Here is a 16,217-nt window from a genome sequence, read left to right on the forward strand (position 1 = left end):
CTTGGCCGGTCCTTTGACAGTTACCTTGGCCGGTGGTGAGGAGTCGAAGGCGGCGTAGCCGCCGGAGACGACGAACTACCGGCGGCGCCGGAGTAACGGGGTTTTACGATGGCTGATCGCGTCGAACAAGAAGCGAACAGCCATGCCTGGAACCTACGTGACGGACCAGCAGGTCCGACTCTATATGAGTAAGCGCAAACATCACACTCAGGAAGTCGCCGCGGCGATGGCGGGCATGAGCGTTCGCACGGCCCGGCGCATCGAGCATGAGGGCCGTCTGCCGTCGCAGAAGCCATCACGCGCGTGGCGTACACGTCACGATCCGTTCGCGGAAGTTTGGGAGAGCGAGGTCGTGCCATTGCTGCGCCACGCGCCCCGGCTCAAGGCCATCACGTTGCTGTGCAAGCTGCAGGAGGCGCATCCGGGCCTCTTCCCTGACAGCATGCGGCGTACGCTCGAGCGGCGCGTCAGCCAATGGCGCGCACTCGAGGGCCCTGGCAAGGAGATCTTCTTCCCGCAGCAGCACTTGCCCGGCGTGCAGGGGCTCTCGGACTTTACCGACATGCGGGATCTGCGCGTGACGGTCGCCGGTGCGCCCCTCGATCACCGGCTCTATCACTTCGTGCTCGCGTTCTCGCACTGGGAATATGCCTATGTCGTCGAAGGTGGCGAGAGCTTCGAGGCCCTCTCCACCGGATTACAGAACGCGCTGTGGCAAGCCGGCGGCTGCCCGCATGAGCATCGCACCGACAGCCTATCGGCAGCGTTCAAGAATTTGCAGACTGAAGAGGACTTCACGGCTCGCTATGACGCACTGCTGGTGCATTACGGCATGGCCGGCACGCGCAATAACGTCGGCGTGGCCCATGAGAACGGTAGTGTGGAATCCTCGCACCGCCATCTGAAGGAGGCGATCGACCAAGCGCTGATGCTGCGTGGCCATCGCGACTTCGACGATCGGGCTGCCTATGACGCGTTTGTTCGCGACGTCGTCATGCGCCGTAACCGCCGTAACGCAGCGGCGTTTAACGCTGAGCGCGAACATTTGCAGGATTTGCCCGCACATCGCACGACCGACTTCATCGAAGAGGAAGCACGCGTGACACGCTGTGGCACCTTCACCGTGCGGGGCATTCTCTACAGCGCGCCGTCGCGCCTGATTGGTCACCGTCTGAAGGTGCGCGTCTATGCCGATCACCTCGACTGCTATCTGTCCGGCGCGCTCGTGCACAGCACAGCACGGGGCTCGCATGCGGCCAATAGCCGCCGTCGCAAGCTCGACTACCGGCACTTCATTGAGGCGCTCAAGCGCAAGCCCCAGGCGTTCAAGGGGCTAGCGTTTCGCGACGACTTGTTTCCGCGCGAGGCGTACCGCCGGACGTGGGAGCGGCTTGAGGCTCGGCTCACGCAGCGCGAAGCCTGCAAGACCATGGTCGGCTTACTGGAACTGGCCGCGAATCACGGAGTCGAGGCCGTTCTTGCTGAGCGGCTCGAGGCGTTGCTCGCCGCTGGCGAGCTGCCCGATCTCGAGCAACTACAGAATGAATTTGCGCCGCGGCAGGCGCAATGCCCAGACGTGGCTGTGGACATGCCGACGGCCGCTCTCTATGACACGCTGCTTGGCGAGGAGGCATCGGTATGAACGCGCCCGCAATTTACGATGCCGCCCGTATGGGGCTGATGCTCACCGAGTTGCGCTTGCCGACGATCGCGCGGCTATGGTCCGAGTTCACACAGCGCTCCGACAAGGAAGGCTGGCCATCGACGCGCCTGCTCGGCGCGCTGCTCGAGCACGAACTGGCCGAGCGCGCGAAACGGCGCATCGAGCGGCATCGCGTCGAATCGCATTTGGACCCAAGCAAGACGCTCGAGGCCTTCGACTTCGGCTTGGTACCAATGGTGTCCAAGGCACATGTAATGGCGCTCGCGAGCGGCGACTCGTGGCTCGAGAAAGGCGCCACGATCCTGCTGTTTGGGCCACCGGGTGCCGGGAAGAGCCATTTAGGCTCCGGCATTGGTCATGCGCTGATCGACGCCGGGTACCGGGTGCTGTTCACACGCACCGGCGAAATCGTGCAGAAGCTGCAGGCGGCACGCCAAAGCCTGCAGTTGCCATCGATGCTCGCCAAGCTCGATCACTTCGATCTGATCATCCTCGATGACCTGTCGTACGTCAGAAAGGACCAGGCCGAAACGAGCGTGCTGTTCGAATTGATTGCGGAAAGATACGAGCGTCGAAGCCTTCTCATCACGGCCAACGCCGCGTTCTCCGGCTGGAATGATGTCTTCCCCGATCCCTCAATGACGGTCGCCGCCATCGACCGACTGGTGCATCACTCGACGATCTTCGAGCTGAACGTGGAGAGCTACCGGCGTCGCAGTGCCGATGACAACAAGCGCGCGCGGCGGCGTCAATTACCCCACCCCGAATCGGAAGGAGCGACAACTATGCCGAGCTGAGCAGCGACAACTAACCCCGTCGACCGGCCAAGATAGTTGTCGCCCGGGCGGCCATCGTAATTGACAATCTACATGGCACTGCCCTTTTTTGCGCGACGCCTCATCATCGCCATGGCGTCTCTCTTCGTGATGTGGGTCTGTGCCTATCTGCCAAAGAGCGGGTTGACTCAAGTGCTGATCGGCTCAGGCGCGTTCATTATTTTTTGGGCGACCGGCCTCCTCGTGCCTTTCCTCAAGGTCACGTTTTTCGTCCTGAGGTGGCGTTTGTGGTACGTCGTGCGCTACAAGTAGCCTCTGAACCGCGAGCCACAAATTGAAAAGCCCCGACCAATGGTCGGGGCTTTTGTCTTCAGGGGGTAATCAATGCAGCAGAGATACACCTTGTGCGCTCGCCTGTCGACGAATGCAGTAAAACCAAGCAGTGTCCAGCGTGACGCCTTGTTTCTCCAGTCGGGCATGACCGCCTCGCTTCCGGTCGATGACGTCATAGGCTTCAGCCTGCGACTTTCCTACCCTGACCGAGCCGTTCTCAACACCGGAAGTCGCCACGATTTCATACCGGCCAACAATCATGCTGAAGCTCATTTCCTTTTCTCCATTGGATATAAGCTCGGGCGGATTGCGGCCCCAGCGGGGACGAATCCCCACCGGGCAGAAAGTTACTGTTAGCGGCCAGACGGCCGCGGAATCAAAATCAAACGTGCAGTGCTTCGCGTTCGTCGCGGCGCACCACCAATGCCACTGCAGGCCGATGCGCTGCCTGAAACGCACACCACTCGTCGGCAAAATCGGTTTCCCGCTTTTTGGGCCGGTGAACCATAGCCGTGTAGCCTTCAGCTCGCAGCCGCTTCGCCAGCTTCAGCGCAGCATCGACGCCCGGCGATTTGCTGGTGCGGGGATCGACCGCATCGAAGTCCGCGAAGATATGAACGACGCGGATTCCGAGGCCGTTCGGCACAACGAAATCGGCGAGAAGGATTCGGTTCAGGCAATACCAGACCGGCACACCGAAGAGCATGTGCGCGGCATACGCCGTCTCAAGACCTTCGGCGACGCCAATTTCACCGTCGACCGGATCCATCAGCCGGACTGCGCCGCCGTTGAGCTTATGCAACGTCACGTCGTTCAGCTTGGCCGGAAGGATCTCGCCATCGTTAGTGACGATCGACGCCTTCGCCGGTTTCGAGCGTTCAAGGAACGTGCGGTGCAGCGTTCCGAGACGGCCGTCCGGCAGCGTGAAGCGGGCGAGAATGCCCGGCCACTGACCGATAACTTTCTTCTCGTGGCGGTAATCGAGCATCGCCATGCGCAACGCTGAGGACGGTGCGACTATCAAACCCGGCACCCGTTCGCGCAGGTATCGCGGAACGAGGCCATCGGAACCGACCAGCGTCGCTCGATCCCACATCGAGTCGAGGCGCTTGCGCGCCCACTCGGGATCGATCTTTCGGCCAGGCGCCGGGGCCGACGGTTGCGCTCGGTTTTGCCGTGCATCGGCCAGACTGCCGCCTTCAAGTTCCATCATGAGTTCGCGGAAGGTCATTCCGGCGGACCTGCAGATGAGCTCGAAGCCGTCGCCGGCTTTTCGGTCGCCGTCGTTGCACTTGCGGCAGACCCAGTCGCCGCGACCGCGGTTGTTGTCGTAGGTGAAGCGGTCGTTTCCGCCGCAGATGGGACAGGGGGCGCCCTTCCCAGTCAGTGAGCTTGCGGGCACTCCATACTTCTGGAGTAACGCAATCCACTGTTCCGGGGACAGCTTGACGTCCTTTACATTCATTGTCACTCCAGTTGTGGTGTGGTTGAGGTCGATGCCTGAACAGGCGGTGAAACCGTGCTCAAAAAAGCCGCCCGACTCGCGCGAGGCGAGCACGGCGGGCGGCTTTTTTCAGCAGGGAAAGCGAAACGTAGGTGTAGCGACGAATGAGTCCGTGTCGCGTAAGAAAGAGACGCTTCGCGGCTTCGCCGACCGTTTCCGGTTCGACGAAGCAACGAAGGTGAGGAAAAACAGGAGGTGAGGTGAGCCGTTACGGGATCAGATCGCAGCCCACTCGCGGCCCATCAGATGCGACCTGAAGGGTATGTCGTCGTCCATATCTGCGAAGCCTCCGCCTCCACCATACGATGTCGATTGCGGTTCGCGACTCGCCGGCGCCGGGTTGCTCGATCGCGGCTGCTGCGAACGTTCTTGACGTGTAGGGCGTTGGCTCTCGAAGCCGTCATTGGATGAGCGATCGCCCGTAGAGCGGCCGCCGAGCATTTGCATCTGGTCTGCGACGATTTCCGTCGAGTACCGCTCCTGCCCGGCTTGATCCGTGTACTTGCGCGTGCGGATTCTGCCTTCGATGTACACCGACGAGCCCTTCTTCAGATACTCGTTGACGATCTCAGCCAGCCGACCGAAGAACGACACTCGATGCCACTCGGTCTGCTCCTTCATTTCGCCCGAGGCCTTGTCTTTGTAGCGGTCGGTCGTTGCGAGGCGGATATTGGCGACCGCATCGCCGCTTGGCAGGTATCGCGTCTCAGGATCAGCCCCGAGGTTGCCGACGAGGATGACTTTGTTTACTGATGCCATAACTAACTCCTTTAAGATTTTTTGGAAATAGACCAAAGCCACTTGTCCCACAGCACTTGCTCGCCGCGGGCATCTAGCTTGGGCCGTCCCTGTCCATCGACTGCCGGCACTTTAGTTTTGCCAATCCGCTTGACTTCAACGCGGTCGCCAATGCGGCAGGCCGACTCTGCGATCGCGTCGCGCAGGCCCTCACCTTGGAGAACGTGCGTCTCGCTGCGATGCTCGAGCGTCAAGCAAAACGATTCATACGTCTTGCCAGGGCGCTTGCCATCGGGGAATCGTTTCTCCCCCCACTCTCTCAAGACCCCGTACCTCGCGCGCTCGGTCCGCCGATGTGACGACTCAGCGGGTCGAGGCGGCGCTGACGTGACGGCGTCCGTAACCTCTGGCCGGGGTCGCGCGTCGCTGACATTGACTGGTCGAACGGGTTTGGCGTCGGGCGAAGGCGTGTCTTGCGCATGAGCGCCCTTGAGTGCAGCCGCGATGGCGTCGGTCAACGTGCCCTTGTACTCGTGCAGCACTTCCCAGTGCGGCGCGAGCGCCGGTATCAGCTTCATGCCGACAGCCGTTGGTCGCAGCTCGTAGTCGAACGCCGGACGAAACTGCACGACGACTCCACCTTCATCGCGGAACAACATCGGTTGCCCTGCGATGGCGATGTGCCGTTCGTTGGCACCGCCCTTACCGACCTCAATCGGGGATGAATGGCTTGTGGGATTGTCGCTGCGACGCTGCGGCTGCGGCGTCACTCCGAAAAGCGTCCCGATCAGCCGGCCGAATGTTGATGTGCTCATCGTCGGCCTCCTACACCAGCGTGCCGAAGCACTCGCGACGCACTTCTTCCATGTCGCGCTTGAGCAGCGGGTTGCTCAGGATGACGTCTTGCAAGAACTCGGGATCGACGCCGTTGATCTGGCAGACGAACCGATACGGCAGCGCCCCGCTCCAGAACTCCATGACCCAGCCGAGCGTTGCTCGGTAGTCTTCGAGGTCCATCTTCTTTCTGTTTCTGAGTCGCTCGCTAAACAGTACAGCGCAGTCCATCAACGACTCGGGCATGTTGTCGCCGCGTCTGCTGTCAGTCGCAAGACTGATCAACGCGTCGACCATTTTGTCTTTTACCGCGTCGCTCCACAGATGCGGATCGGGCAGAGGATCAGGCTTGGCTCGGGCACGCGTGATCGGCGCTGGAGGAGCGTCGAACATGTCCAGTTGCCATGCTGCTACTTCTGCTTGCATGGGAATCTCCGATAAACGGGAACCCATGCCCGCAACGGGATGGTTTCCCGTTGGGGTGAGGGGTCAAGACCGCCCGCGCGGGCAGTCTTGACATTCAGGCGTAGCGACTAGTCGTCGGTGCCTGTCTTAAGTGGAACGACCACTGCGGACTTGGCGTACTGACGTTTGATGGGCGTGACGCTGGCCTCGGCGGTAGCCGGAGCGACAACGGCGTGCGCTGGCGCCATCGGATCCTCAGCTTTCTCCTCTTTCAGCGCCGCCTTGATGGATCTCTTGATCCATACAGCGACGGCGGCAGAAACAAACAGAAAGGCGAAGAACGAGTGCGCAGCAAGCCACAACGCAAAGCAAACAGCGACCAACCAGCCGGGCGATTTCATCGCCTTCATGACCAACTGCTTCGGCATTTTTCTCTCCAGAAAAAGACGCACTAGGGGATGTCCAGCCAGTACAGCGCTGGATGGTTTTCGATGCTCGGGTGAGCAGGGAAAAACGGGCGCGCGGAGAGACGCTTTCGTCACGGCTCGATGAAGGCGTGGCGGAAGCAACTCACTGCGGATGGAAGAAGAGATCGCAAGCGCGCGCACTCATGCTCAGCGGCGGCTTGGGTCGATGCGTCGGTGACGCGGGGATAACAGGCAATTTACGCGTGGGCCGCGAGCGCGTGCGCGCGAAAGCTCCCAATTTCACACCGCCTTTCGATTTTCGGCTTGGAACGTGGCAGCGCCGCGGTGCTCACTTGACTTCCATTTGCCCTTGGCATGCTAGTTACATGCTCAACAGGAGGCAGCGAATGTTCTTCGAAATGCTTGTCGCAGTCGGCGGCTATCACGTATTCAAAGCCATCAAGCGGCGGAGCCGATCTCGTTCGCGCAGCGCCCATCGCGCAAAACGCTCGTCGGACGATATCGGTGCGGCCGGCGAGGCTCTGGCTCAAGCAAAGCTTCGAACGACCCTCAGGTGGCTGTGCGGCGATAACTTCTACCTGCACGAAGGGACGTTGCTCATAGAACATGCTCCCGGGACTGCGTTCCCTACCGCAGAGATCGATCACCTCGCGATTACGCCGTTCGGCGTCTTCGTTTTCGAGACGAAGAATTGGTCCGGCCGCATCGCGCCGTCGAGTTGCACCGCGATGCTGACACGCATTGCGCCCGACGGAAAGGCGGACGAGCCCCGCTCGCCTATAGAACAAAACCGCAGCAAGATCCGCTTCCTCCGAGAGCAGCTTCCTGCGATATGGCCGGTTGCTGGCGCGGGTCTCTTCATGTCGCCAGAAGTCGCCCTCCATCCGGAACTATCGACCGATCTATTGGCACTGGACGACCTCCCCGCTGGTTGCGTTCGAAGCGTGCAGAGTACACCGGCAGGTCGGCGGTGGACGTCGCCAAGGCCCGCGAAGCGATACTCATCTAAGCGGACGCCTCGATCGAAGGTTTCATGGCGCACAAGGTCCGCGCGAAGCGCGAGATACCGGTAATTCAGGAAAGTTTCAAGCTTTTCCGCTAGGTAATCGCTTCCACGTCAGAGCTCAGAAGCTGCTTAAGTGTTTCATTAACGAACCGTTAAACGTTTGGATAGGTGGACAAAAACGCGACCTTTCACTCGCGGCAGGCGAAAGACGGGGTAAAAACGGCGTCTTTCGGTGCGAGACGTGCTCGGGACCGCCGTTACGATCCCTTACATCTGTGAGAAAGAACGTCCTCAGACGGCAAAAGGTTGCACGGGATGAGAACTGCCGCTGTGGCGAGTGAATGCGTTCACCCGCGGGTGCGGCTAGTTGTGTACCGACACCATTTTCTATCCGCGAGCGAAGTCCTCGCGGGGTTTGAACGCAGCGCGCCGGGGCGCTGCAAAATCTGGAGAGAAGTTATGTCCTCAAGTAGTGACGATTCTAAGAAGAACCTGCAATTGCGAAAAACGGAACTTCACGATCCGTTGGACGACATTTTTGGCCCAGTTTCGGCCGGCGGTGCCGAACGCTCGAAGATCGAAACGGTTGCCCGGCAGCTTTTCGGAGACGGCCCCGAGTTCACCGATCTCATCGCTCAGCTCGTCGAGAACATGGTAACGATCGCTGAGGCGAGAGCGCGAGTTTCAACCGACCTTAAAACGATAGGCGGCCTGTTGATCAACTCCATGCACCTGATCAAAAACGCGCTGCTCACGACGTCGGGCAACAAGACAACTGCCCTGCGACGGGCCGCGACGTTGGGATATTCATTCTTCGACTTGGCTCTCGGCGTGAAGATGCCGGCAGCACGCAAGTACATGCGTTGCTATGAGGCGTTCCTCGACAACACCGAGGCTATCCGGGTATTCAACGTCGGCGAACTGGACATCCTCGCTGCCGACCACGTGACCGACGAACAGGTTGCGGCCATTCTCGCGGCGAAGCAGGCGAACGAGCATATGACCCGCGAAGACGTTCGCAAAATGCTGGCGACGCTGCAGAAGCAGGAAGAGGCTCTCGCTGATCGCAAAGTGGAGATAGACAACTACGAGGCCCTGCTCGAGGACAGCAAAACCGCTCAGCGGGTCGCGGAGGACGAAGCGAACCGGCTTCAGCAACAGCTCGACGCCACTGCGAAACTGATCGCCGAAAAAGAGGCCCAGCTACAGCGCATGGACAGCTATTACACCGGTCGGCAGGCGGGCCTAGCCAACCTTGAAAAGGACCTTGCGGACAAAGACAAGGAAATTGCAAGACTGAACGAGGAAAGAAACGCGCTGCTCAACCGGAAGCCGGAAGTCCAGATCAAGGAAGTTGAGACGACTCCCGCTGGATATAAGAGCATTTCCGAATCACTGGAAAAGCGCAACGCTGAACTCAAACAGCTAGAAGAGCAGCTGGTCGAGAGGCGCGCCGAGTTGGAACGACTTGAGGCCGACAGGAAAAAAGAGGCCGGCGCCATTGAAGCTGCTAACCGCGTTCAAGCAGCGATGCAAGAAGCGCTATCCGCATTTGAGCAATTCGCGGGCAAGCTCACGCTGGCTCAGGTAGCAGTTCAAGCTTCCGATGGGCTTGGGCAGCATGAACCGTTGGTCCAAACGCTGGCCGCAATGATGCGCAAGCACCTCATCGAGATTGAGACGGGTTTGCGAAAGCTGTAAGACGTACCTGCCATAACGATAAGGCGGACGCGACGGGGTCGCATCCGCCAGCAAAAATACAAATAATATGTCGACCACCACGCTTGATGCCGTTGAGACCAACATTGCCCTTCGGCAGTATCTCGCTGAGAAAATACAAAGGACCAACTTTTCGCTGACGGCGGTTATCCATAAGATACTCGCGCGGTACAGCAGCGCCGAAGCATTCTTTGGCGTCTCGTTTGACAACATGGAAACGTTCAAGGCGCACGCCGTACCGATGGCCAAGCTTATGAACATGCCGTTCCTGGCGCTGTCGCCGGCGCTGCAGGATCCTCGCGATTGGGCGACCTTTGTCGACGGGATAATGTTTTCGACAGCAGTGTCGAAGCTTTCTTCATCGATGCCTTTCGTCGACGACGTGACGGCGCGCGATATTTTCCATTACAACTGCGCCTATGTCTCGCTGCTCAAAGACGTGCTGCACCAGAGTGTGCTCGCAGCGCCGCTCCTAGGTATCTCGTTCGAGTTAGCCGAATACCTGATGGGCTTGCCAATCGGACGGCTGGAAGCAGCAATCGGCGGAATCCGCTTCCCACTGTTTAGATGGCGGTTCGACGACGAGCGCTTCTGGCGACAATACGGCGCTGACTCGCTTACCGAAGAGGCCGTCGCTCACTATGTCATGCGCACCTCGAACCTCAAGCCGAGTGGACTACCTTTCAAGAATCTCTGGTCCGACCTGCGGCTCGACCGCGCTAGACGCGAGATCTACGCGAGATTGTTGATGACCCAGGGTTGTCGCGCTTCCACCGCCACAAACCTGTTTAGCGTGACTTCGGCGGTCACTCGAAATACTTATCGAGAGATCCACGGCGTCAGCTCGCCATGCGGAAATAGTGCAAGCTCGTTGACGTGGTACGTCGAGCGTCCCACGCATCGACTCCAAGCAACCATGCTCGTATGGCTCTATCGATGTGCTCTCAAAAACGGAGCGAACATTCCGGAAGCGCTGATTGCCTCCAACGACGTTCTCGACAAGATGTTCGGTAGTCGGCTCGCCGTTTCTGCTGACCGCGCGAACCATCTCACCCGCTCTATGGCGATCGATTCGAGGTTGAATGTCGCACCGTGCAGAACTTGCGCGACGGAATACATCTTGGCGAACGACGAAGGGAAGATCGAATTGGCGAAGGACTTCGTTTGTCCCGGTTGCACTGGCGATCTCAAGCCGCGCCTGACCGAGCCTAAGCGCAAAGGTCGCAAGGCCAAGAAATAGTCACAGATAAAGGAGTTGTTGATGCCGCATGAATTCAACGTCGAGGCCGGTCTAGTGGTCTTCTCCCGCGACGGCCGCCCTCAGTTCGGCTGGCTCGACTTAGTGACCGGCGAGTATCACGCCGAGTCCGACGGACGCTGCATTCCCGACGCAATCGGTGCAATCGAATTTCACTCCGACGTGACGCATTGAGCCATGCAGGACTTCGCTTACCTGTTTTCAGACAGCGCCGCCGCGTGGCTTGAGGGCCGCGGCGACGCGCGATTCCAACGGTACGAGAGGCACTACCGCGCCGATCGGGCGACGGCACAACCAAACGAAGCATTCGACCTTGAGCGAAGCAATGTTCGTTTCGCCCAGCAATTCGGTTCAGGCCGGCGGCAGTTCGCGGCTGTGTCGAAAAGCAAAGCTTTTGGCGCGCTCGCGACTTTTCTCATTCTCCTTTGGGGCGGCACCGCACTCCTCTCTTCGGTCGGCGCGACACAGCCTGTCGCCGTCGCTGCGGTGCTCGGCGTCGTCTTCGTCGCCTTGAGGGTGAAGAACTTCCGCGCTCGCGGGCAGAAGCGATAGCAAACGGTTGCGATCAAACAACGGTGCGGAATTTCGAAGCCTTACCGGGTATTACAATGCCTGCGCCGCCGTTTGGCCAACGGCAATTTGCCAACGAGGAAAGCGGTTTCGCGGCGGACTTCCGAGTCGCCTTGACTTCGAACACCGCTCGATAAGATGAAAGTAAGCAGATCGCGGGGGCGACTGCAACAACTAGATCGGAAACAACAAATGACGATTCAGAAAAACTTCAAACTTTCGATGGCCGCGATCGCTGCATCGCTTTTGGTCGCTGCTTGCGGCGGTGGCGGTGGTGGCGGCAGCAGCGATGCATCGCCTGCGGCCCCGGCGAGCGGTGCCAGCACGCCCGCGACAACGACTCCGGCGAATCTAACTACGCCTCAGTACCCGGCTGACAGCTTCCATCTGGCAGCGTTCAATCTGCTCAACCAGCAGCGCCAGCAATGCGGCTTCCCTGCCCTTCAGGAAAACACGGTGCTCGATCAGTCGGTGGCTGCTCATGCGCAGTATCAGGCCACGAACAATATCGTGTCCGATACTGAAACGGCGGGTGCTCCCGGGTTCACAGGCGTCTCGTATGCTGATCGGGCGGTACACTTCGGTTACCCGCAGAACGTGCCGATCGGCGGTGTATCGGGCGGCTTATACACGAATGCGACGTGGACGGAAGCGCACTACGGACAGCAAGCTATCTATGGCCTGATCTCCGGCGTGTATCACAGCATGATTGCCGTTGCACCGATGAACACGGTCGGTATCGGCAAGGTCGCGACGACCTACAACGGTTTCCCGCAGGAGTGGTATGCACTGGCACTCGCCAACTATCAGCAGGTCACGACGAACGCGCCATTGACGTTCCCGTGCCAAGGCACTACCGGCGTCGCAAACGACTCTTTTGGAGAAATGCCGACGCCCCCTGCAACGTCCGGCCATTGGGGTACGCCGGTCGCGGTCGCGGGCAACCCGAATGACACCATCGTCATGCAGACCGGCACGATGACCGATTCGGCGTCGCACGTGATCGCCTTGCAAGTGCTGGACTCGGCCACGGACCCGAATAAGATTCTGCCGAAGTGGATGGGCGTCGCTTACCCCGCCACGCCGTTGTCGCCGAACGCGCAATATACGGTCTCGCTCACCGGTACGATTAACGGCGTAGCGTTCTCGCGTACCTTCACCTTCACGACTGGAAGCATCCTCGCCGGCTAACGAAGGCTGTGTCACAGAACGACCAAGCCGCCAGTCGATCTGGCGGCTTTTTTATTTTTGCAAGAGTGAAAAAACGCCTTGGAGTGAAGCTCCGACGCGTTTTCTTGCGGACAATTGCCTCAGCCGCCTGAGCCGGCGGTGTCGCCATAACCCTGCACATCGTAGCCAGTCACGGCGCCCGTGCTATCGCTCGCACTGCACATCGCGTACTCGTAAGTGTTCCCGGATGTGTTCCAAGTATTTGTAATATAGGTAGTGTTTGTGCCGTCGTTAAAAACTGAATTCTGCTGGCCCCACCCAGGCCAAAATCCGAGTTTCTGAGTCACGTAGGTTCGGCAGGCTTCCTCGGGATTCCCCTTCGGTTGCGTGGGTGCGTTTGGTTGGCATACCTGTCCGACCCAGGCCGAGCCATTCCACGAGGGCGCGACGAACTGTGTTGACCCGCTCGGGCAACTCGGAGGCGGCGGTACATTACATGAGTAGCTCCAAGCTGTCCCTGTCCAGACTGGTCCACTAGCGAAGCCGTATGCGCAATTAGGTTGTGGCGTGGCGCACTGATACCGCACACCCAGCTTCTGCCACGAATACCCTGGATCGCAACCGGGAGCGCGCGGAACGCCGATGGGATTCTGAACCCATTCCGCGTTGGAGGTAACTGGAGCCGTCAGCACGCCGCTAAGCGTCGCCATCAATGCCAACGAGATTGCCGTCCTGATTCGCTTCATGTTCTTATTGGTTTGAGTAGTTACAGCCAACGTCGATTTGCGCTTGGAGGCCGAGCTGATCTTGCACAAGCGTATTTGCGCCGTCAGCGAGCACGTCATAGATTTGGAGCACCCATTGCGAGCCGTTCCAACCCATCGCGTAACGCGCGCCCGAGATCGGCGGATTGTGATTGGAATAGTCGGTCGTCAGCGATTGCGGAGTGATGCGATACCATGCCGTGCCACCGGGGCCACATGAAGGAGGCGTCACGCCCCACCCGTTGTACCAACCGCTGTACTGGGCATCCGCCGACTGATTGCTCACCAAGGTGCTCGCGCCTACCCAGTTGCCCCACTTATTGCAAACGTACATAAGGTTGTTGCGGATCGTCACTCCGTTCCAGCTGCATTTGCTGGCGGTGTAGTTGATGTTCGCAACATTGCCGTTGATGGTGTTGCCAGAGACCGTCCCTGACGAGCTCACATCCCCGACGTTAAGCCCGGCCGGTCCCGTTCCCTGATAGTTCTGCACATAGAGGTTGCCCTTGGTACGCACGGCTGCGTTCACGCTGTCACCGTAGTACATCGCGCCGTTGTCGATCTGCAGGCTGTTGCCCGCCTGCAACTTCAAGACCTTGTTCGCGCCGAGCGTGACATTGCCGACGTTCTGCATGTCCTGATTATTCGCGTTCATCGTGCCAGTTAGCGGCAGCGCGCCGTCACGCCGGTAATAAGGCGAATTACCGTCCGCGCCAAAACCGTTGATCGCCAGCACCATCCCAGCCTTGCTGCCCACTGGATTTGGCAATGCCCACCCGCCATGAATCCCGGTGACCGTCGCCGGCGCGCGGTTTGTCGAGTAGCCGAACTGCGCTCCCCCGGCGGCAGCAAGGACACCCGCTCCAGCGATGTCGGCCGACTTGTCGGTCATGCTGATAAGCGGCAGACTCGGATAGATTTGCGAGGCGATATGGCAGTTGCCCGCAGCGGTCGAGCAGTTGTCGGGCACAACGGCCAACGCGATCTGGTAAGTGCCGCCCCAGAACGGCCCGTTCTTAAACGTGACCTTGTTGTTCGACTGCGCGCTCAGTTGAGCCAGCGTTGGCGCAGCGATGGGCGTAGAAGTCGTCTGCGAATACCCCACTGGAATAAGCGAGGCGTAGTTGTTGGTGATGTAGCTGCCGAGCGCCGAATTGATCGACGCAATGTTCTGCCCTTCGATCTGCAGCAGATTCTGGCGTTTGGCAGCGATGTCTTCCTTGATACCCTGTACCGTCAGCAAGGCCGCGCCGACCAGGACGATCAACATCTCAAGAATGCTTCCCATGTCGGCGGTCCGCGATCAGGTACGGGTGGTCCACAGTCCCATCGACGCCATCGCGCCGTTCGACGCGCATGCAGTGGCGACCGTCTGCGGGTTGAACGTGACCGTCGGCGAGAAGATCGTTGTGCCGTTTACAGTCACCTGCGTGTAAACGGTGATCAACGCAGCCGCACTCAGCGAGCAAACCGTCGACGTGACGGGATACGTCAGAATCAACGAATCATTCGAGGTAACGAGCGTGCCGACGGCAGCCGTCACCGTGCCGTTGAACATGCCCTTGACCGCTGACTTGTCCGAGGCGACGCGCGATCCCGCGGAATCAAAGGCGTGATTCTGCGCCAGCACCGTGAGCGTTTCAGAGGAGAAATCGGCGTCGTTCTGCGTCGCGTTCAGGATCCCGGTGTGGAACATCTGTGCTTCGCTCTTGAACTGGGACGAATGAATCAGATCGAGCACGTACTTGCCGCCCGCATAGACAGCCAGCGCGAGCAGCGCAGCGCCAGCCATCACCGCGCCTGCCTCGATCATCGACAGCTCGCCCGACTGTTTCTTGGCTCGGGCAATTTTAAGGATGCGCGCCCGGCGCTCTTTGATCGGGTCGATCTGGACTGGTTGCTCGTCTTCGTTGGTCATTTTCCTTTTCCTTAATAGCTTGAAGCGGCGGGATTTCCCGATGTGAGGTTGACGGCACCCGTCACGACGTATGAGCCAATGCCGAGGGTCAGAAACAGTGCGGCGGCAAAGCCGAGCAGGATGAAGTGCGTCGTTCGAGCGTTGCGCTTAACTGCTTCAACGACGCGATCGAGCGACTCGCGGCCTAGACTCTTGATAGCGGCTTCGAACTGATCGCGCCCGGCAGCGTCGGTAATCGTGTCGACGATCGTGACCGAAAAGATGCCAGTGTCGAGCGCGCGCATCGGCTCATCGGATCGGGCCGTCAAGCGTCGATCCATGATCTTCAAATGCCAGCGCAGCCATGGATCGGCTGTCTTGAGAAGCCTTTCCAGCGCCGCACGGAGCGTGAGGTTGGAGTCAAACAGGCCCGCGAGCGAAACAATAAGCAGCGCCGCGCGAAGGTCGCGGCGATTGCGCCAGAGCAGCGGCATGCGATCGAACCTGTCGCGCAGCGGACCGGCCCAGCGCTTCAGGCTCGAAAAGTAAACGAGCACAAGGCCGATCATCGCCGTAAGCGTGAGCCACCAGTATTCGTAGCAGAACGTGTCGACGTAATAGAGAAACCGGCCAAGATCGGGCCATTGATCGAGAGGCCGGACGTCGAGCACCTGCGGGAAAATGACCCCACCAAATAGCATGCAGTACGCGTACATGTAGACCAGCAGCAACGCCGGATAGGCCATCTGCACCGAGGTGGTCGACGACAGCACGCGCTTGGCCTTTGCGGCCATTTCCGCGAGCTCGAAGCCGCGAACGACCGCATCTTGGCGCGAAGACTCGTCTGCGATGTCGAGCAGCGCGTACTCGTCGCCGGGGACGAACGGCTTGATTGCCAGCGCGAAGCTTTCCCCGCGCTGCATCGTCTCGCGGATGCGCGCGAACACACGCCACTCGAGCTTGCCTCGCGAACGGCTGCGCTTCTCGTACGTTTCAAGCCGGTCGAACAACGTCTCGGTGTTGCGCAGGCCCTTCGCTGCGATATCGAGACGCGTCTCGCGGTAAAAGTCCTCGCGCACTTTCTGAAAATGCCAGCGCGCGACGACCAACTGCTGCCGCACGGGCAGCATCTTTGCGAACGTGGTGATCATG

The 16,217-nt window shown here is 59.6% G+C and carries 18 protein-coding genes; 9 read left to right on the plus strand and 9 right to left on the minus strand.

What is annotated here, in order from left to right; genetic code table 11:
* The first annotated feature begins 142 nt into the window (after positions 1-142).
* The 3 genes from istA to NK8_RS37455 all read left to right on the plus strand — a co-directional run bounded on the left by istA (position 143) and on the right by NK8_RS37455 (position 2,751).
* A complete protein-coding gene (gene istA / locus NK8_RS37445) occupies positions 143-1,642 on the plus strand; it encodes an IS21 family transposase (protein WP_062259294.1) in 1,500 nt (499 codons plus the stop codon).
* Positions 1,639-2,460 carry an IS21-like element helper ATPase IstB gene (gene istB / locus NK8_RS37450; RefSeq protein WP_035508514.1) on the plus strand — a complete coding sequence of 274 codons (822 nt, stop codon included), beginning with the start codon at positions 1,639-1,641 and terminating at the stop codon, positions 2,458-2,460. The genes istA and istB overlap by 4 nt, the downstream gene beginning before the upstream one ends.
* A 72-nt stretch (positions 2,461-2,532) precedes the next feature.
* Positions 2,533-2,751: a hypothetical protein gene (locus tag NK8_RS37455; RefSeq protein WP_145944637.1), complete on the plus strand. Its 219-nt coding sequence runs from the start codon at positions 2,533-2,535 to the stop codon at positions 2,749-2,751.
* 69 nt (positions 2,752-2,820) lie between these two features.
* Here NK8_RS37455 and NK8_RS37460 read toward each other — a convergent pair whose 3' ends face one another.
* From NK8_RS37460 to NK8_RS37485, 6 genes are all read right to left on the minus strand, one after another.
* Positions 2,821-3,045: a hypothetical protein gene (locus NK8_RS37460; RefSeq protein ID WP_008343128.1), complete on the minus strand. Its 225-nt coding sequence runs from the start codon at positions 3,043-3,045 to the stop codon at positions 2,821-2,823.
* Positions 3,046-3,154: 109 nt separating this feature from the next.
* Positions 3,155-4,237 (minus strand): primase-helicase zinc-binding domain-containing protein, encoded by a 1,083-nt coding sequence (locus NK8_RS37465; RefSeq protein WP_213234048.1) that lies wholly within the window; start codon positions 4,235-4,237, stop codon positions 3,155-3,157.
* Between the two features lie 255 nt (positions 4,238-4,492).
* Positions 4,493-5,035, minus strand: coding sequence for a single-stranded DNA-binding protein (locus tag NK8_RS37470; RefSeq protein WP_213234049.1), 543 nt, complete (start codon positions 5,033-5,035; stop codon positions 4,493-4,495).
* Between the two features lie 11 nt (positions 5,036-5,046).
* A complete protein-coding gene (locus NK8_RS37475) occupies positions 5,047-5,829 on the minus strand; it encodes a hypothetical protein (protein WP_213233629.1) in 783 nt (260 codons plus the stop codon).
* A gap of 10 nt (positions 5,830-5,839) precedes the next feature.
* Positions 5,840-6,274, minus strand: coding sequence for a hypothetical protein (locus NK8_RS37480; protein WP_213233630.1), 435 nt, complete (start codon positions 6,272-6,274; stop codon positions 5,840-5,842).
* A gap of 107 nt (positions 6,275-6,381) precedes the next feature.
* Positions 6,382-6,681, minus strand: a complete 300-nt coding sequence (locus NK8_RS37485; RefSeq protein ID WP_213233631.1) for a hypothetical protein — start codon at positions 6,679-6,681, stop codon at positions 6,382-6,384.
* A gap of 398 nt (positions 6,682-7,079) precedes the next feature.
* Here NK8_RS37485 and NK8_RS43920 point away from each other — a divergent pair, with 398 nt between their 5' ends.
* The 6 genes from NK8_RS43920 to NK8_RS37515 all read left to right on the plus strand — a co-directional run bounded on the left by NK8_RS43920 (position 7,080) and on the right by NK8_RS37515 (position 12,425).
* On the plus strand, positions 7,080-7,754 hold the full coding sequence (locus NK8_RS43920) for a nuclease-related domain-containing protein (RefSeq protein ID WP_225936645.1): 675 nt from the start codon (positions 7,080-7,082) through the stop codon (positions 7,752-7,754).
* Between the two features lie 392 nt (positions 7,755-8,146).
* Positions 8,147-9,388 (plus strand): hypothetical protein, encoded by a 1,242-nt coding sequence (locus NK8_RS37495; RefSeq protein ID WP_213233633.1) that lies wholly within the window; start codon positions 8,147-8,149, stop codon positions 9,386-9,388.
* A 67-nt stretch (positions 9,389-9,455) separates the two neighbouring features.
* Positions 9,456-10,646, plus strand: a complete 1,191-nt coding sequence (locus NK8_RS37500; protein WP_213233634.1) for a FlhC family transcriptional regulator — start codon at positions 9,456-9,458, stop codon at positions 10,644-10,646.
* Positions 10,647-10,667: 21 nt separating this feature from the next.
* Entirely contained in the window at positions 10,668-10,838 is a 171-nt protein-coding gene (locus tag NK8_RS37505; protein ID WP_213233635.1) for a hypothetical protein, read from the plus strand.
* Positions 10,839-10,841: 3 nt separating this feature from the next.
* Complete coding sequence (locus NK8_RS37510; protein WP_213233636.1) at positions 10,842-11,216, plus strand: hypothetical protein; 375 nt, start codon at positions 10,842-10,844, stop codon at positions 11,214-11,216.
* 210 nt (positions 11,217-11,426) lie between these two features.
* Positions 11,427-12,425: a CAP domain-containing protein gene (locus tag NK8_RS37515; protein WP_035504599.1), complete on the plus strand. Its 999-nt coding sequence runs from the start codon at positions 11,427-11,429 to the stop codon at positions 12,423-12,425.
* A gap of 729 nt (positions 12,426-13,154) precedes the next feature.
* On the opposite strand, the gene NK8_RS37520 is transcribed toward NK8_RS37515, so the two are convergent.
* Genes NK8_RS37520 through NK8_RS37530 form a run of 3 tightly spaced genes read right to left on the minus strand, consistent with a single transcriptional unit; the run spans position 13,155 to position 16,216 of the window.
* Positions 13,155-14,456: a hypothetical protein gene (locus NK8_RS37520; RefSeq protein WP_213233637.1), complete on the minus strand. Its 1,302-nt coding sequence runs from the start codon at positions 14,454-14,456 to the stop codon at positions 13,155-13,157.
* A gap of 15 nt (positions 14,457-14,471) precedes the next feature.
* A complete protein-coding gene (locus NK8_RS37525; protein WP_213233638.1) occupies positions 14,472-15,086 on the minus strand; it encodes a type 4 pilus major pilin in 615 nt (204 codons plus the stop codon).
* Positions 15,087-15,097: 11 nt separating this feature from the next.
* Positions 15,098-16,216, minus strand: a complete 1,119-nt coding sequence (locus NK8_RS37530) for a type II secretion system protein (protein ID WP_213233639.1) — start codon at positions 16,214-16,216, stop codon at positions 15,098-15,100.
* Position 16,217 lies beyond the last annotated feature (1 nt).

Source organism: Caballeronia sp. NK8, from assembly GCF_018408855.1.
Classification (GTDB): Bacteria; Pseudomonadota; Gammaproteobacteria; order Burkholderiales; family Burkholderiaceae; genus Caballeronia.

Excerpts from the sequence above, each read along its gene's own strand:
- istA (WP_062259294.1), top strand. The coding sequence starts at position 143 with ATGCCTGGAACCTACGTGACGGACCAGCAGGTCCGACTCTATATGAGT.
- istB (WP_035508514.1), top strand. The coding sequence starts at position 1,639 with ATGAACGCGCCCGCAATTTACGATGCCGCCCGTATGGGGCTGATGCTC.
- NK8_RS37455 (WP_145944637.1), top strand. The coding sequence starts at position 2,533 with ATGGCACTGCCCTTTTTTGCGCGACGCCTCATCATCGCCATGGCGTCT.
- NK8_RS37460 (WP_008343128.1), bottom strand. The coding sequence starts at position 3,045 with ATGAGCTTCAGCATGATTGTTGGCCGGTATGAAATCGTGGCGACTTCC.
- NK8_RS37465 (WP_213234048.1), bottom strand. The coding sequence starts at position 4,237 with ATGAATGTAAAGGACGTCAAGCTGTCCCCGGAACAGTGGATTGCGTTA.
- NK8_RS37470 (WP_213234049.1), bottom strand. The coding sequence starts at position 5,035 with ATGGCATCAGTAAACAAAGTCATCCTCGTCGGCAACCTCGGGGCTGAT.
- NK8_RS37475 (WP_213233629.1), bottom strand. The coding sequence starts at position 5,829 with ATGAGCACATCAACATTCGGCCGGCTGATCGGGACGCTTTTCGGAGTG.
- NK8_RS37480 (WP_213233630.1), bottom strand. The coding sequence starts at position 6,274 with ATGCAAGCAGAAGTAGCAGCATGGCAACTGGACATGTTCGACGCTCCT.
- NK8_RS37485 (WP_213233631.1), bottom strand. The coding sequence starts at position 6,681 with ATGCCGAAGCAGTTGGTCATGAAGGCGATGAAATCGCCCGGCTGGTTG.
- NK8_RS43920 (WP_225936645.1), top strand. The coding sequence starts at position 7,080 with ATGCTTGTCGCAGTCGGCGGCTATCACGTATTCAAAGCCATCAAGCGG.
- NK8_RS37495 (WP_213233633.1), top strand. The coding sequence starts at position 8,147 with ATGTCCTCAAGTAGTGACGATTCTAAGAAGAACCTGCAATTGCGAAAA.
- NK8_RS37500 (WP_213233634.1), top strand. The coding sequence starts at position 9,456 with ATGTCGACCACCACGCTTGATGCCGTTGAGACCAACATTGCCCTTCGG.
- NK8_RS37505 (WP_213233635.1), top strand. The coding sequence starts at position 10,668 with ATGCCGCATGAATTCAACGTCGAGGCCGGTCTAGTGGTCTTCTCCCGC.
- NK8_RS37510 (WP_213233636.1), top strand. The coding sequence starts at position 10,842 with ATGCAGGACTTCGCTTACCTGTTTTCAGACAGCGCCGCCGCGTGGCTT.
- NK8_RS37515 (WP_035504599.1), top strand. The coding sequence starts at position 11,427 with ATGACGATTCAGAAAAACTTCAAACTTTCGATGGCCGCGATCGCTGCA.
- NK8_RS37520 (WP_213233637.1), bottom strand. The coding sequence starts at position 14,456 with ATGGGAAGCATTCTTGAGATGTTGATCGTCCTGGTCGGCGCGGCCTTG.
- NK8_RS37525 (WP_213233638.1), bottom strand. The coding sequence starts at position 15,086 with ATGACCAACGAAGACGAGCAACCAGTCCAGATCGACCCGATCAAAGAG.
- NK8_RS37530 (WP_213233639.1), bottom strand. The coding sequence starts at position 16,216 with ATGATCACCACGTTCGCAAAGATGCTGCCCGTGCGGCAGCAGTTGGTC.